Source organism: Marinobacterium ramblicola, from assembly GCF_019084545.1.
GTDB lineage: Bacteria > Pseudomonadota > Gammaproteobacteria > Pseudomonadales > Balneatricaceae > Marinobacterium_D > Marinobacterium_D ramblicola.
In genome coordinates, this window is sequence record NZ_JAHREP010000012.1 from 62,830 (window position 1) to 78,779 (window position 15,950).

Consider the following 15,950-nt stretch of genomic DNA (forward strand, 5'->3'; position numbering starts at 1 on the left):
TGAGGATGGTGGTGTTCGGAATTGGTGCGCGCAACCGGCTACTCCGGAATGCTTATCCACCGCGGCTTCGAGATCGAAAAAAATATCCACGTCAATACTTGATTTCCAACTATTTTTTTTGCCTTTCGCATTAAAAACAATCAGTTAACGCGTGCTGGTCAGGAAGAAGACACTTTGTGTCAGGCCTAGTAATCATGCCGCCCGGAGGCGGTTTTCATAGTGTTGTTCACAGTTTTATCAACAGAAAATGGGTATAACCTGAGGCGCAGCACAACCGTTTAATCGGCGTATTCCGTCTTCTCTTTGAACTCGCACAGGTCTTCGATGATGCAGGCGCCGCAGCGGGGCTTTCTGGCGGTACAGACATAGCGACCGTGCAGGATCAGCCAATGGTGGGCATCCTGCAAAAACTCCTTGGGCACGAAGCGGAGCAGTTTCTTCTCCACCTCCAGCACCGTTTTGCCGGGGGCTATGCGGGTGCGGTTGGAGACGCGGAATATGTGGGTATCCACCGCCATGGTGGGGTGGCCGAACGCGGTGTTGAGGACCACGTTGGCGGTCTTGCGGCCGACACCGGGGAGCTTCTCCAGCGCTTCCCGTGTCTGGGGTACCTCGCTGCCATGGAGTTCGATCAGTGTCTGGCAGGTCTTGATCACGTTCTCGGCCTTGCTGTTGAACAGGCCGATGGTCTTGATGTAGGACTTCAGTCCGTCCACGCCCAGCGCCAGAATCGCCTCGGGTGTGTTGGCGACGGGGAAGAGTTTGGCCGTCGCCTTGTTGACTCCGACATCGGTGGCCTGGGCCGAGAGGATGACGGCAATCAGCAGTTCGAAAGGGGAGTCGTAGGCTAATTCGGTCGTAGGGTGGGGGTTCTGTTCGCGTAACCGGGAGAAAATTTGATGGCGTTTATCAGCGTTCATGCGGTATTTCAGTTATCGGGTGGCGGCGATGAATTAATCGAGAGAGGTTTGATTGCGGCCGTTCTGTTTCGACCTGTAGAGCGCCTCATCCGCTCGCTTCAGCCAGTTTTCGTAATGGGTGTCGTCGACCTGGCTCTCGGCTATGCCCAGGCTCAGAGTGAAACGTATGGTTTCATCGCCGTAGTAGATCTTGGCATCCTGCGCGGCGCGGCGCAGACGCTCCGCCAGCACCTCGGCATGAGAATCGGAGGTGTCCGGCAGCAGAATGCCGAACTCCTCGCCACCGTAGCGCCCGGCGCTGTCGGTGGAGCGTATATGCTCTCCGATCAGGTGTGCCAGTGAGCGGATCACCTGGTCGCCCGCCTGATGGCCGTAGGTATCGTTGATCTGTTTGAAGTGATCGATATCGAGCATGATCAGGCTGCTGGAGCGGCTGCTGCGCAAGTAGCGGTCATATTCATGCTGCAAGCACTCCTCCCAGTAGCCCCGGTTGTGCAGGCCTGTCAGCCGATCTGTTCTGCTCAGTCGCTCCAGCTCCTCATTGGCCGACTGCAGATCTTGATGGCTCATTGCCACATCGGTCATGTCATAGACCAGGATGCCGATCTGATGTACCTCACCATCCGGGGAGGTAAGCGGAATCAGGGTCAGGTTCTGGTACATCTGCGTTGCCTTGCCGGTAAACGGCCGGTTCGGCTTGAAATTGAACAGCCGGGGGCGCTCCTGCCAGGTGATGAATGCTCTATTGCGCAGATGAAATACGGTGTTGAGCTTGCGTTTAAACCAGGCGGCAGGCAGATCGGGGAACAGCTCGAACAGGTTGCGTTCGCGTACATCGGAATCGGTGAGCCCGGAATAGTTGGCCATAAATGTATTCCACAGATGTACCCGATGCTGTCTATCCAGCACGATCAGGCCGACATCCAGGTTCTGCAGCAGACCCATATGCCAGTGGAAGGCGTCGATGCTGAGTGTTTTCTGATCGGACTGGTTGTGTTCGTGCTCCATCACAGATACCTCGTCCTTTCATACAGTTCGTCAATAGAGTCGTCGGTAAACAGCAGCAACAGATTGCAGTTGATGTTGTAGCCCTCGATCTTGTATCCGACCTCAATTGTGAGCGTCCGTTTCCAACGCAAGAGAGTGTCCCAATCGGGTAGGTGGTAGTGTTGTCCGAGGATGACCGGGGTGCCTTGGCTGAAACTGACATCGATCTGGCGGCCGAGTTCACCCAGATACGCGCTGACCAGCACGTTGGCGACATCCAGCAGCATCTCGTGCTGCAGGGCCGGGGTCAGTTCGTCGTCACCCTCCATCAGGCGCGCCATATCTTCCAGGCTGTTGCGGTCGAAGATAAGCAGTGCTTCACCGGATATGCCCGGGCCGATAAAGCCCTGGCATAGTGTGGCGTTGGTGCCGGACTCTACGCGTAACTGCTCAAGCAGGGTCACGATCTCGTCCGCAGCGTTTATTCTTGCTCTGGGTACGGGCAGTTGCACGAATACGCCAAGCAGTTCGGAGAGCAGTGCACCGGCTCGTCCCATCGCCACATTGGAGAGTTCCTGGTAAAGCTCTTCCAGGCTGGCGCCACTGTTGCCAGTGGCGCTACTGTCCTCGTTTCGGCGTTCCAGTTCGTCGGCCAGACCGTATTCGGCGAGGGCGTCATGCAGGATCTTGGCATCAATGGGTTTGTTGATAAAGCCAAGAGCGCCGAGTGAGGTTACGCGCTCGCGCGCTTCGCTTTGGATGTCACCTGACACCACGACCACCAGTGTCTGCATATCCTGGGCACGGATCCGCTCAAGAACCTGGTAACCGTCAAGAATGGGCATGTTCAGGTCCAGGAACAGCAGGTGGCCTTTACCGGCTCGCACGGCTTCCAGGGCCTCCAGGCCGTGACTCGCCTCGGTGATGCTGACATTCCATTCAGACAACGCGCGCACCATCTGCTTACGAGCAAACGCGGAGTCATCGCAGATCAGAACGGGTATAGGCGCACTCACCATAGCTCCTTGATGGGTGTGGCTGGTAATGGGCTTTTAGCTTTTATATTTATGTCTGATTTCTGCCATTGGTCGCCAATGGCTGGCAGATTAAGCCCGACATTTGAATATAAAAGCCCCCTCTGGTCAAGTAATAACCAGATAAGATTCAGCCAGTTACCCTCACGCGCTTGCTACCGCTGCTCTGCGGGGCCGGCGCGATGCTGCGTTTTGCTTCGGCCCGTGCATCGATGATGTTTTTCAGTGCGATCAGCAGGCCAAGCCCGACGAAGGCGCCCGGTGGCAGAATCGCAAACAGGAAGCCCTCGTAATGTTCGGCGAGCACGATCATCCAGTCACGTGCGTTTTCCCCGAACAGCAGATGCATATTGGAGAAGATGGCGCCGGTGCCGAGTACCTCCCGAATCGCGCCCAGTACCACCAGTACGCTGGTAAAGCCGACGCCCATCATCAGGCCGTCAAGCACCGAGGCCGACACGGGGTTCTTCGCGGCAAAAGCATCGGCACGACCCATGATGACGCAGTTGGTCACGATCAGCGGAATGAAGATGCCGAGGATCAGGTAGAGCTCATAGGTGAACGCCTGCATCAACAGCTCGATCGCGGTGACGAACGAGGCGATGATCATGACGAAGATCGGCAGGCGCACCGTCTCCGGTACCAGGCGGCGGAACAGGGAGACGGTCAGGTTGGAACTGCTCAGCACCAGGGTGCTCGCCAAACCCAGGCCCAGGGCGTTGACTACTGAACTGGTGACCGCCAGCAGGGGGCAGAGTCCGAGCAGCTGTACCAGGGCCGGGTTGTTGTGCCAGAGCCCGTTGAGGGTGATCTTGCGGTAATCGACACTCATGCTGTTGCTCCTGTTATGCGTCGCCGCTCTTGTTATTCGAGGCGACGGGGGTGAGCAGTTGTGCCTTGTGGGCACGGAAATACTGGATTGCGCGTCCGGCCGCATTGACTACGGCGCGCGGCGTGATCGTGGCACCTGTGAACTGATCGAAGCGCCCGCCATCCTTCTTCACCGCCCAGCTGCTGTCATTGGGCCCGTCCATTACCTGGTTGACGAAGCCGTCGAGCCAGTTGGATTTGGATAGCTCTATCTTGTCGCCCAATCCCGGCGTTTCCTTATGGCTGGTGACACGGATGCCGGCCAGGCTCTCATCCCGGTTGATACCGACCAGCAGGTGGATATCGCCGCTGTAGCCGTCCGGTGCGGTAACCTGCAGGATCACACCGCGAACCTCGCCATCCACGATCGCCTGCCAGGCGTGGTGGGCCTGGTCAAGACCGAGTTCCGGTGTGGGGGCGATATCCAGACGCTGCTCGTGCAGTCGGTCATCAAGCGAACGGGGCAGGATCTCGTACAGAGCCTTGGCTTCCGCCTCGGCGATGTTGGCCTCGATTTTTTCCTTGGTGGCAACCTGGGTGGCGGCGATAACGCCTGCTGTCACGATAGCAAACACGCCGATACCAAGGGTGCTGCGGCGGACCGCGCTGAACATCTCTGCCATTATTGATTCTTCCCTTTCATGCCCCGGTTCGCGCGGTTATGACCGTAGGTACGCGGTTGGGTGTACTGGTCGATAAACGGTGCGCAGAGGTTCATCAGCAGCACGGCAAATGCCACTGCATCAGGGTAGTTGCCCCAGGTGCGGATCACATAGATCAGGACGCCGAGCAGGGCCCCGAACACCATCTTGCCTTTGTTGCTGGTGGCTGAAGTGACCGGATCGGTGGCGATGAAGAAGGCGCCCAGCATGGTAGCGCCGACGCTTAGATGAACGACGGGGTTGACGTAGTTATCCGGGTCGAAACCATAAAACGCGCTCGCGGTGAGGAACAGCGCGACCAGCATTGACAGCGGAGTGTGCCAGGTGAATATCTTGCGTGACAGCAGGAATATTCCACCCATAAACCAGGCGGCGCTGACGGCATACCAGGCACCGACGCCGTTGGTTAGCACGTCTGACTGACGCCAGAGCTCTTCGGTGGTCAGGCCGCCGCGATGTTTGAGTACGTCAAGTGGGGTCGCACCGGTGAAGCTGTCGTAGAAGCCGGCGTCGACACTGCCGAAGATCACCTGCAGGGTGTCGATGAAGCCGGCAATCTCCCAGCCGCCACCATGCTGGGTCATCGGCGAGGTCCAGCGCGTCATTTCGACCGGGAACGACACCAGCAGCAGTGCATAGGCCACCATTGCCGGGTTGAAGGGGTTGTTGCCCAGGCCTCCGTATAGATGTTTGGCGATCACGATGGCGAAGAAGATACCGGTTGCGGTGACCCACCAAGCGGAGAAGGGTGGGATCGCCACGGCCAGCAGTATCGCCGTCACCAGCGCGCTGCCGTCGCTGAGGAAAAAGCCCGGCGGGCGTTTACGCAACTTGAGGACGGCGGCTTCAAATGCCAGTGCCAGGGTGCAGGCCAGTGCGATCTGAATCAGCGTGCCCCAGCCGAAAAAGAAGGTCATCGCCAGAATGCCGGGCAGAGTGGCGATCAGCACCAGACGCATCACGTTGGCGGTGCTGTTCGCCTTATAGACATGGGGCGAGCTTAAGCGAATAAGCGCCATCGATTACAGATCCTTCGACAATAGGTTATTCATACTGACTCAGTGTGAGGTTCAGCTCCTCGGCTTTGGCGCGGGCGGCGACCAGATCCTGTTCGATCTGGCTGCGCTCGTCGTCGCTTTCCGCCTTGCTCAGAGAGCGTTCGCCCTTGGTAACGGCCGCACGCGCCATCGCGGCGTCGATGCGCAGCTGCTTCAGGTCGATGCCGGAGTTCGCGGCGCGCTCGATCAGTACCTGCTCGGCTTTGTCGAACTCGGCTGTTGCCTGCTCGAAACGCTGCTTGAGTTCATCAGCCTCGACTTGCAGGCGCGCTTTTTCCGTTTCATCCTCGCAGCCCTCCAGTGCCGATTCCGCCTTCTTCAGCTTGGTGCGCATGATCGACACCTGCTGTTTCAACGCTTTGATATCGACCTCGGCGGGCTTTTCCTCGGGCACTGCGGGTGTAGTGGCCTTGCCTGCCTGTTCAAATGCCTGCTGGGCCTCGTTGGCCTTCTGCTCCAGCGTAGCGACGGTGGTGCGTAGCTTGTCGACGCCATCCAGCCCTTTCTCTTCCGCATTTTTCAGGGCGTCCTGGGCCTTTTTCAGCTTGGTGCGTGCAACGGCCGCCGCGACCTTGAGCTGCTTCAGGTTGTCATCGCCGCCTTCAGTGGCGGCGGGGGCGCCTGCCGTTAGCGCTTTCTCGGCCTCGTTCGCCTTGCTGCGGGCATCGTTCAGTGCAGCTTCAAGCTCTGCCAGATTATCGGCGTTGGACGCCGCGGCCTCATCGTAAGCTTTTTGGGCTTTCTTCAGCTTGGTGCGCGCGACGGCTGCTGCGGTCTTGAGCTGCTTCAGATCGGGCTCGGCGGTCGCCGCGGATGCCTGCTCGACGCTGGTGTCGTCTTTCGCGGCAGTTTTTTGCTGTTGAGCCTTGGCGGCTTCCTCGGCCCTGGCTTTGCGTCGAGCCTCTTTCTCGGCGGCCTCGCGCTCCAGTCGGGCCTGGCGCGCTTCAAAGCGCAGGCGCGCATGGTCCGCCTTCTGTTGATCGCGCTGCTCGGTACGGATCTCCGATTTGGCGTAGCGGTAGTACTGGACCAGTGGAATGCTGCTCGGGCAGACGTAGGCGCAGGCGCCACACTCGATGCAGTCGAACAGGTTGTGATGTTTGGCCTTGTCGAACTCCCGCCCTTTGGCGAACCAGTACAGCTGTTGCGGCAGCAGCTCGGCGGGGCACGCCTGTTCGCACATGCCGCAGCGGATACAGGCTTGGGCCGGCGGGGCCTCGGGCATCTCCTGTGCGGTCGCGGCGATCAGACAGTTGGTGGTCTTGATCACCGGGATCTGATCGTTTTCGACGGTCACGCCCATCATCGGGCCGCCCATCACCAGCTTGGACAGGGCTCCCGGTCGCAGGTCGCAGGCTTCAAGCAGGGTGCTGAACGGGGTACCGATCAGGGTTTCCAGATTGCGCGGGTGAAGCACGGCATCGCCGGTTACGGTGACGATGCGGGAGATCAGCGGTTCGCCGAAGTGTACTGCACGGTAGATCGCGGCGGTTGTGCCCACGTTCTGGCAGACGATACCGATATCGGCGGGTATGCGGCCGCTGGGAACCTCGATATCGGTGAGCAGCTTGATCAGCTGTCGCTCGCCGCCGGAGGGGTATTTGGTCGGCACGACGACCATGTCGATGTTCAGCTCGGTGTGCTTGAGCACCGATTCCAGGGCGTGGATCGCATTGGGTTTGTTGTCCTCGATACCGATCAACACGTGGCTTGGGCGCAGCAGATGGGCGATGATCTCGATCCCGCCCAGCACCTCGTGAGCGCGCTCGCGCATCAGCATATCGTCGGCGGTGATGTAGGGCTCGCACTCCGCCGCATTGATGATCAGTGTGTTGACGATATGGTCTTCGCTCAGGTGCAGCTTGACGTCGGTCGGGAAACCGGCGCCACCCATGCCGGCGATGCCGCAGCCGCGGATATGCTCGATCAGATCGACCCGCTTCAGCCGCGTATAGTCGCCAAGACCCTGATGCTCGATCCAGCGATCTTCGCCGTCGGCCTCGATCACGATGCACTCTTCGCTGAGGCCGGAGGCGTGCGGGATGGGGTAGGCGGCAATATCCACCACTTTGCCCGAGGTTGGGGCATGGATGGAGGCGCTGATGCGGCTGATCGGTTCGGCGATCAGCTGGCCCTTGAGTACTGTATCGCCGACCTTGACGATAGGGTCGGCCGGTCCGCCGATATGCTGCTGCATCGGTATCATCAGCGTTTTGGGCAGCGGTGCCTTGCCGATCGGTGCACGGGTGGAGCGTTTCTTGTTGCCGGGCGGGTGGATGCCGCCATGGAATGAGAACACCTTGGACATCAGTGGGCCTCCGCCGCGGCTTCGCCGCGTCCCCGGTCTGTCGCTATCAGCTGCATGGGGCTCGGTGGCTCCGGCCATTTCCAGGTGTTGGGTGTGGTTTCGATCGGGATCATGTCGATACAGTCAACCGGGCAGGGCTCGACGCAGAGGTCGCAGCCGGTACATTCACTGGTGATGACGGTGTGCATCTGTTTGGCGGCACCGAGGATCGCATCCACCGGGCAGGCCTGGATGCATTTGGTGCAGCCGATGCATTCGTCCTCGCGGATATAGGCAACGGAACGCGGCTTCTCCTCGCCATGTTCGGCATCCAGCGGTACCGCCTCGACATCGAGCAGGTCCGCCAGGGCATCGATGGTGCTCTGGCCACCGGGAGGGCATTTGTTGATCGCATCGCCACCGGCAATCGCCTCGGCGTAGGGGCGGCAACCCGGGTAGCCGCACTGGCCGCACTGGGTCTGCGGCAGGATGGCGTCGATCTGGTCGACGATCGGGTTGCCCTCGACCTTGAAGCGCACGGAGGCGTAACCGAGCACGATGCCGAACACGGCAGCGAGCAGAAACAGGACGATAACGGCGGTCAGTACGGTACTCATCTCAACTCCTGTCTCAGAACCGTACCAGGCCGGTGAAGCCCATGAAGGCCAGTGACATCAGGCCGGCGGTGACCATGCCGATCGCCGCGCCCTTGAACGGCACGGGAACATCGGCAACAGCCACGCGTTCGCGGATCGCCGAGAACAGCACCAGTGCCAGCGAGAAGCCCACCGCGGCGCCAAAGCCGTACCCGATCGACTCGATGAAGTCGTTCTGCTTCTTGATGTTGAGCAGGGCGACGCCCAGTACCGCGCAGTTGGTGGTGATCAGCGGCAGGAAGATGCCAAGCAGCTTGTACAGCAGCGGACTGGTCTTGTGTACCACCATCTCGGTGAACTGCACCACCACGGCGATCACCAGAATGAAGGAGATCGTCTGCAGGTAGGTCAGGTCGAAAGGCTTGAGCAGGTAGGTATAGACCAGGTAACTGCACACCGACGACAGCGTCAGCACGAAGGTGGTTGCCAGCGACATACCCATCGCCGTTTCCAGCTTGTTGGACACGCCCATGAAGGGGCAGAGTCCGAGAAACTGGACCAGCACGAAGTTATTGACCAGCACGGTGCTGATCAGGATGAGTAGGAAATCGGTCATAACGCCTGTCGTAACCCCAGGCCGCATCCGATGCGACCGCTTGTTAGGAAACCTGCGATTTTACCCAATTTGGCGTAATAGGCTAAGCCCGGATCTCATGGAGATCCGGGCTGGCGTAGCTACGGCCTGCGGTTTGAGTATCCCGCGTATAGCTGGCAGGTGCCGTCGATCAGATCAGCTTGGCGGCTGCCAGAGCCTTGATGACGCTGTCGACCTGAGCACCCGGGCTTTGATCGGCATCCAGTACCAGATCGGCGCCGGAGGAGTATGCAACGCTGAGCGCGCCCTCTGCCTTGACGTCGGTCAGCACGATAAAGCCCTGATCTTTAAGCAGTGCGCTGACCGCGGCGGCCCCATCTTTGGCCGGCAGTGAGGCTTCGGCGACGACCAGTGGCATGCGGCCGCGGTCGAACAGGCGCTTCTCCAGCGTATAGAGCAGGGCGGTGCTGTTGTCACCGGCCTCGATGCTGACGATCGCCGGATGCTGGCCGAAGCGGCGTGCACGCTCCTCGGTACCGATGGCCGGCGCTACGTAGATCGAATCGTCGTCGGCGGCGAGATCATCAGCGATGATCATGCCGGCGGCGACGGTGGCGTTGCTCAGGCGGTCGACAATGATGAATGAGCCTGTGCCGGCGTGTTCCCGGTAGTCATCGGCAACCAGTTCACGCTCGACATCGACCTCGACACGGGCGATCTCGTTCAGCCCAAGGGTAGCAGCCGGAGACCGCTCCAGGGTGTTGACGTCGATGCGGTGGCGGATCGCGGTCACCGTGCCGGCGCTGCGAGAGGCGGCCAGCTTGATGTCGTAGGTGCGGCCCGGTACCAGCTCCTGCTCCGCCATCCACACCAGGTGGGCGTCGAAGCGGCGGGTGACCTCCGGTTTGTGGTGCTTGTGTACAATGATGTCACCGCGGGAGATATCGATCTCGTCCTCCAGCGTCAGTGTTACCGACATCGGTGGGAAGGCCTCCTGCAGTTCACCGTCGAAGGTGACGATCGATTTCACCTTGCTGGACTTGCCGGAGGGCAGCACGGTGATCTCGTCGCCCGGGCGCACGATGCCGGAGGTCAGGGTGCCGCAGTAGCCGCGGAAGTTCAGGTTCGGACGATTGACGTACTGTACCGGGAAACGCAGCGCCTCGATATTGATGTCGTTGGCGATCTCGATGTTCTCCAACAGCGCCATCAGCGGCTCGCCGGCGTACCAGGGAGTGCTCTCGGAGACGTTGACCACGTTGTCGCCCTTCAGCGCCGAGATCGGCACGAAGCGGATATCGGGCAGGTCGAGCTGCTCGGCAAACTGGATGTAGTCCTGTTTGATCTCCTCGAAACGCTCTTCGCTGAAGTCCACCAGATCCATCTTGTTGATGGCGACGATGGTGTGTTTGATCCCCAGCAGCGAGACGATGAAGCTGTGACGACGGGTCTGCACCTGAACGCCGTGGCGGGCATCGATCAGGATGATCGCCAGGTCGCAGGTAGAGGCGCCGGTGGCCATGTTGCGGGTGTACTGCTCATGTCCCGGGGTGTCGGCGATGATGAACTTGCGCTTGGCGGTGGAGAAGTAGCGGTAGGCTACATCGATAGTGATGCCCTGCTCGCGCTCAGCCTGAAGGCCGTCGACCAGCAGTGCCAGGTCCAGCTCCTCGCCGGTGGTGCCCACTTTCTTGCTGTCTGACTGGATCGCCGCCAACTGATCTTCATAGATCATCTTGGAGTCGTGCAGCAGGCGGCCGATCAGGGTGGACTTGCCGTCGTCGACGCTGCCGCAGGTCAAAAAGCGTAGCAGCTCCTTGTTCTCGTGCTGGTGCAGGTACGCTTCGATATCGTCGGCGATCAGTTCGGATTGGTGACTCATATATCTCTACTCGTTCAAATTCTGTATCCGGAGGAAATAGTGACTTCGATCGACCCTCTTTTCTTATCTGGAAAGGGGGATCAGAAGTAACCCTCGATCTTCTTCTGCTCCATGGAGCCGGCGCTGTCGTGGTCGATGGCGCGGCCCTGGCGCTCGGAGGTGGTGGTTAGCAGCATCTCCTGGATGATCTCCGGCAGGGTGTCGGCCTCGGACTCCACGGCACCGGTCAGCGGGTAGCAGCCCAGGGTACGGAAGCGGATCGGTTTCATCATCGGGACTTCGCCGTCGTTCAGCGGCAGGCGATCGTCATCGACCATGATCAGCATGCCGTCGCGCTCGACCACCGGACGTACCGCGGAGTAGTACAGCGGCACGATGGGGATGCTCTCCAGATAGATGTACTGCCAGATATCCAGCTCGGTCCAGTTGGAGAGCGGGAAGACGCGGATGCTTTCGCCCTTGTCGATACGGGTGTTGAAGATGTTCCACAGCTCCGGGCGCTGGTTCTTCGGATCCCAGCGGTGGTTCTTGTCACGGAAGGAGAATACACGCTCCTTGGCGCGGGACTTCTCTTCGTCGCGGCGGGCGCCACCGAACGCAGCGTCGAACTTGTACTTGTTCAACGCCTGCTTCAGCGACTGGGTCTTCATCACGTCGGTGTGCTTGGCAGAGCCGTGGGTGAACGGACCGATTCCCATCTCGACACCCTCCTGGTTGATGTGCACGATCAGGTCCATGCCCGCTTCCTGCGCCATCTTGTCGCGGAACTGGATCATCTCCCTGAACTTCCAGGTGGTGTCCACGTGCATCAGCGGGAAGGGCGGGGTGCCGGGGTAGAACGCCTTGCGTGCAAGGTGCAGCATCACCGACGAGTCCTTGCCGATGGAGTAAAGCATTACCGGGTTATCAAACTCCGCCGCCACTTCGCGGATGATGTGGATGCTTTCTGCTTCCAGCTGCTTCAGATGGGTCAAACGGTGTTCCGGTAACTGGTTCATCATTCGGTTCTTCAAGCTGATAGGTTGGTGAAACTGTCTCGGTCCGCGTAACGCAGCAGGCGCTACGCCGCCAATTTTGCGAGAGATTATCGCTGAGTTTATTTAAAATCAAAAAGAATAAATGGAAATTCTTAAATTCCATTTTTGTATAAGCGGTTTCGCTGCCGGCCTGAGGTCGTATAGTGCAAATTCGTATAACAAAATTCTTATTAATTATTTTGTGTTATATAACAAGGCCGTTAATGTTAATATTGCCCACTGACTATATCTATCCAGGACAGGGTTGAGCTCATGGAGTTCGCGTACATAGTAGCAGGAATGGTTGTCGGTGTGGTGGTTGGCTTGACCGGTATCGGTGGCGGAGCCTTGATGACGCCGATTCTGATCGTCGTATTCGGTATCCCGCCGTTTGTCGCCGTCAGCACCGATCTGCTCTATGCCGCCGTGACCAAGTGCGGCGGTATCTGGTCCTACGCACGCAAGCAACTGGTGCACTGGCGCATCGTGGGTTTCCTGCTGCTGGGATCGCTGCCCGGTAGTCTGGTGACGCTGAATTATCTCGAAGGGCTCGACGGTCTGGAGCAGATCGAATATCTGATGAACCTGACCCTGGGCGTTTCCCTGGTGTTGACCTCCGTCGCTGTATTTCTGCGCTCGCGCATTCGTGCGTTTGCCGAGTCGCTGCAGGATAACGGCTTGGCGGCAGGTTTGCGCAAATGGCGCCCTGCCATTACAGTGGCCACCGGTTTTGCGTTGGGGGCGATGGTGACCCTCTCCTCCGTGGGCGCCGGTGCCCTGGGTACGGCACTGTTGATCGTCCTGTATCCGCGCATGAGTATGCCGGCCATCGTCGGTACCGACCTTGTGCATGCGGTGGTGCTGACCTCGGTGGCCGGTGCTGGCCACTACCAGATGGGCGGTGTCGATCTGCAGTTGCTGGCGTTCCTGTTGATCGGCTCGTTGCCGGGGGTGTTTGTCGGCAGCCATATCGGTGCGCGTTTGTCGCCGCGGCTGATGCAGCCGATCATGGGCACGCTGTTGATGGCGATCGGGTTGCGCTTCGTGCTGTCGGCCTGAGACTGAATTGAATCATCCTTTAACCTGAAGAAAGAACCTCAAATGAGCCGGGCGTGAGTCCGGTTGAAGGTAGCCAATAATGTACATTTACAACGAAGTCGATCAGAAGATCGTCGACGAACGGGTAGCACAGTTCCGTGACCAGACCCGGCGTTTCCTGGCCGGAGAGCTGTCGGATGACGAGTTCCTGGCCCTGCGTCTGATGAATGGCCTGTATATCCAGCGTCACGCTCCGATGCTGCGCGTCGCCATCCCCTATGGTCTGATCTCCTCCGTACAGCTGCGCAAGCTGGCCCATATCGCGCGTACCTACGATAAGGGCTACGGTCACATCACCACCCGTACCAACATCCAGTTCAACTGGCCGAAGTTGGAGGAGGTGCCCGATATTCTGGCCGAGTTGGCGCAGGTGCAGATGCACGCGATCCAGACTTCAGGTAACTGTATCCGTAACACCACCACCGACCCGTTCGCCGGCGTGACGCCGGATGAACTGGAGGATCCGCGCCCCTGGTGCGAGATCATCCGTCAGTGGTCGACCCTGCACCCAGAATTCGCCTACCTGCCGCGCAAGTTCAAGATCGCCGTCACCGGCAGTCCGCGCGACCGCGCGGCCTCCCAGGTGCACGATATCGGTCTGCATCTGGTGCAGAACGCAGCTGGCGAAACCGGCTTCGAGGTTCTGGTCGGTGGCGGTCTGGGCCGTACCCCGGTGATCGGCAAGCAGATCCGTCCCTTCCTGGCGAAGCAGGATCTGCTCTCCTACCTGGAGGCGATCCTGCGCGTGTACAACCTGAAAGGGCGTCGCGACAACAAATACAAGGCGCGTATCAAGATTCTGGTCGAGGCGATGGGGATCGATGCCTTCCGCGATGAGGTGGAGGCCGAGTGGGAGCAGATCCGCTCCAGCGAGCTGACCCTGACCGATGCCGAAATCGCCCGTGTGAAGGGCTTCTTCCAGCCGTTCGAGTACGATGCATCCGCTGCTGCCGATACCAGTCTGCAGCAGAAGCTGGAGAGCGATACCGATTTCCGTACCTGGTACGAGCGCAACACCCACGCGCATAAGGTCGCGGGTTACCGTAGCGTTGTCGTGTCGTTGAAGCCGCAACTGCAGCCGGCGGGCGACATCACCGATCTGCAGCTGGAAGTGGTTGCCGATCTGGCTGAGCAGTATTCGTTCGGCGAAGCACGCTCCACCCACGAGCAGAACCTGGTGCTGGCGGACGTCAAAAATGCCGATCTTTACGCCGTTTGGCAGCAGTTGGCCGAGCACAACATGGCGCGTCCCAATATTGGCACCCTGACCGACATGATCGTCTGCCCCGGTTTCGATTTCTGTGCCCTGGCCAACGCCAAGACGCTGAATATCGCCGAGCAGATCAACCAGGCGTTCGACGATCTGGATTATCTGTACGATCTGGGCGATATCCGCCTCAACATGTCCGGCTGCATCAATGCCTGCGGTCATCACCACATCGGCAATATCGGTATTCTCGGTGTCGATAAGAAGGGTGAGGACTGGTATCAGATCACCATCGGCGGTTCCGACCGTGAAGATGCTTCCCTTGGCAAGGTGCTGGGCCGCTCGGTGGCCGCCGACGAAGTCGCCGATACGCTGAAAAAGATTCTTGAGACCTACGTCGAGCAGCGCACCGACGAAGAGAGCTTCCTCGATTGCGTGCGCCGTGTGGGTGTCGACCCGTTCAAGGAGAAAGTTTATGCCGCTGCTCATTGATAGACAGTTAGTAAACGACGACAGCTGGCAGCTGGTCGAAGAGGCGGATGCACTGCCGCAGAGCGGCGATCTGCTGCTGCCGCTGGCGCTTTACAACGAATTAGCGGGCAACCTTGCCGGTCGTCGTGTGGCGCTGCGTATCAACGGCGATGACGAGCTTTCCTCCGTACTGGAGGCGCTGGAGCGCTTCCCGATGATCGCCATCGAATTCCCGATCTTCCGCGACGGTCGTGGCTTCTCTCTGGCGCGCATGCTGCGTCGTGCCGGTTACCAGGGTGAGCTGCGTGCGGTGGGCAATCCGGCTCGCGATCAGCTCGGCTACCTGGAACGCTGCGGCTTCAACGCCTTTCAGTTTGCCGATGAAGCGTTCTCCGAGGAGTTCCTCAACGCTTTCGGCGAGATCAGCGTGCGCTATCAGGGCAGCTCGGACGATCCGCGTCCGGTCTATCTGCAAAACCAGCAGAACTAATTCAGGGGGAGAGTGTTATGAGTATCGATCTGGCTGCCGCCAACGCCGCGCTGGAAGGCAAGACGCCCCAGGAGATCATCAAGTGGGCGCTGGAGCAATCGCAGAATCCGCTGGTCACCACCAATTTCCGTCCCTATGAGGCGGTGATCCTGCACATGGTTACGCAGATCAAGCCGGACGTGAAGGTGCTCTGGGTGGATTCCGGCTACAACACCTCGGCCACCTACCGCTTTGCGGAGAAGGTGATCAAGGATCTGAACCTGAATATAGTCACCTATATCCCGGAGATGACCGCTGCGCGCCGCAACGTGCTGATGAAGGGTATCCCGGAGGTGGACGATCCTCTGCACGAGGAGTTTACCCGCCAGGTGAAGCTGGAGCCGTTCCAGCGCGCGCTGGCCGAGCTGAAGCCGGATCTCTGGTTCAACGCCATCCGCAAGGATCAGACCGAGTTTCGTCAGTCGCTGGATGTGGTCACAGCGAGCAAGGATGGGGTAATCAAGGTCGCGCCGCTGTTCCACTGGAGCGAAGCGCAGATGGAGGCCTATCTGAACGAGCATGGTCTGCCCAACGAGACCGATTACTTCGATCCGACCAAGGCGCTGGAAACCCGCGAGTGCGGCTTGCATACCCAGCTTTGATCGGTATTGTCGTATAGCCCGATATCAAGCCGGACGCTACGCCGCCCGGCTTTTTTACATCTGTGTTTTTGTAATCGTGCCTGACGTTAAGCGCAGACATGAACCGGTTTGAACCTCACGTTGTCGTAACGACTGG

General features: G+C 59.3%; 15 protein-coding genes. 4 read left to right on the forward strand and 11 right to left on the reverse strand.

Going from position 1 to position 15,950, the window contains the following annotated elements; genetic code table 11:
• Positions 1-278 precede the first annotated feature (278 nt).
• The 11 genes from nth to cysD form a co-directional block, all read right to left on the reverse strand.
• Positions 279-920 carry an endonuclease III gene (nth, locus tag KQ940_RS10865; RefSeq protein WP_217413644.1) on the reverse strand — a complete coding sequence of 214 codons (642 nt, stop codon included), beginning with the start codon at positions 918-920 and terminating at the stop codon, positions 279-281.
• Between the two features lie 33 nt (positions 921-953).
• Positions 954-1,928, reverse strand: a complete 975-nt coding sequence (locus KQ940_RS10870; RefSeq protein ID WP_217413645.1) for a GGDEF domain-containing protein — start codon at positions 1,926-1,928, stop codon at positions 954-956.
• The gene (locus tag KQ940_RS10875; protein ID WP_343222648.1) at positions 1,928-2,923 is read right to left on the reverse strand and encodes a response regulator; all 996 of its coding nucleotides are present in this window, start codon (positions 2,921-2,923) and stop codon (positions 1,928-1,930) included. The genes KQ940_RS10870 and KQ940_RS10875 overlap by 1 nt, the downstream gene beginning before the upstream one ends.
• 148 nt (positions 2,924-3,071) lie before the next feature.
• Positions 3,072-3,773 (reverse strand): electron transport complex subunit E, encoded by a 702-nt coding sequence (locus KQ940_RS10880; RefSeq protein ID WP_217413647.1) that lies wholly within the window; start codon positions 3,771-3,773, stop codon positions 3,072-3,074.
• A 13-nt stretch (positions 3,774-3,786) separates the two neighbouring features.
• Complete coding sequence (gene rsxG / locus KQ940_RS10885; protein ID WP_217413648.1) at positions 3,787-4,434, reverse strand: electron transport complex subunit RsxG; 648 nt, start codon at positions 4,432-4,434, stop codon at positions 3,787-3,789.
• Positions 4,434-5,492 (reverse strand): electron transport complex subunit RsxD, encoded by a 1,059-nt coding sequence (gene rsxD, locus KQ940_RS10890; RefSeq protein WP_217413649.1) that lies wholly within the window; start codon positions 5,490-5,492, stop codon positions 4,434-4,436. Before rsxD ends, rsxG begins: the two co-directional genes overlap by 1 nt.
• Before the next feature lie 25 nt (positions 5,493-5,517).
• The gene (gene rsxC, locus KQ940_RS10895; protein ID WP_217413650.1) at positions 5,518-7,839 is read right to left on the reverse strand and encodes an electron transport complex subunit RsxC; all 2,322 of its coding nucleotides are present in this window, start codon (positions 7,837-7,839) and stop codon (positions 5,518-5,520) included.
• A complete protein-coding gene (gene rsxB / locus KQ940_RS10900; protein ID WP_217413651.1) occupies positions 7,839-8,435 on the reverse strand; it encodes an electron transport complex subunit RsxB in 597 nt (198 codons plus the stop codon). The genes rsxC and rsxB overlap by 1 nt, the downstream gene beginning before the upstream one ends.
• Before the next feature lie 13 nt (positions 8,436-8,448).
• Complete coding sequence (rsxA, locus tag KQ940_RS10905; protein WP_217413652.1) at positions 8,449-9,030, reverse strand: electron transport complex subunit RsxA; 582 nt, start codon at positions 9,028-9,030, stop codon at positions 8,449-8,451.
• 169 nt (positions 9,031-9,199) lie between these two features.
• Positions 9,200-10,891: a sulfate adenylyltransferase subunit CysN gene (gene cysN / locus KQ940_RS10910; RefSeq protein WP_217413653.1), complete on the reverse strand. Its 1,692-nt coding sequence runs from the start codon at positions 10,889-10,891 to the stop codon at positions 9,200-9,202.
• An 80-nt stretch (positions 10,892-10,971) separates the two neighbouring features.
• Positions 10,972-11,889, reverse strand: a complete 918-nt coding sequence (gene cysD / locus KQ940_RS10915) for a sulfate adenylyltransferase subunit CysD (protein ID WP_217413654.1) — start codon at positions 11,887-11,889, stop codon at positions 10,972-10,974.
• A 291-nt stretch (positions 11,890-12,180) separates the two neighbouring features.
• Here cysD and KQ940_RS10920 point away from each other — a divergent pair, with 291 nt between their 5' ends.
• From KQ940_RS10920 to KQ940_RS10935, 4 genes are all read left to right on the forward strand, one after another.
• The gene (locus KQ940_RS10920) at positions 12,181-12,966 is read left to right on the forward strand and encodes a sulfite exporter TauE/SafE family protein (protein WP_217413655.1); all 786 of its coding nucleotides are present in this window, start codon (positions 12,181-12,183) and stop codon (positions 12,964-12,966) included.
• Between the two features lie 79 nt (positions 12,967-13,045).
• Positions 13,046-14,704: a nitrite/sulfite reductase gene (locus KQ940_RS10925; RefSeq protein ID WP_217413656.1), complete on the forward strand. Its 1,659-nt coding sequence runs from the start codon at positions 13,046-13,048 to the stop codon at positions 14,702-14,704.
• Positions 14,688-15,173, forward strand: a complete 486-nt coding sequence (locus KQ940_RS10930; protein WP_217413657.1) for a DUF934 domain-containing protein — start codon at positions 14,688-14,690, stop codon at positions 15,171-15,173. Before KQ940_RS10925 ends, KQ940_RS10930 begins: the two co-directional genes overlap by 17 nt.
• A gap of 17 nt (positions 15,174-15,190) precedes the next feature.
• The gene (locus KQ940_RS10935) at positions 15,191-15,814 is read left to right on the forward strand and encodes a phosphoadenosine phosphosulfate reductase domain-containing protein (protein WP_217413659.1); all 624 of its coding nucleotides are present in this window, start codon (positions 15,191-15,193) and stop codon (positions 15,812-15,814) included.
• Positions 15,815-15,950 lie beyond the last annotated feature (136 nt).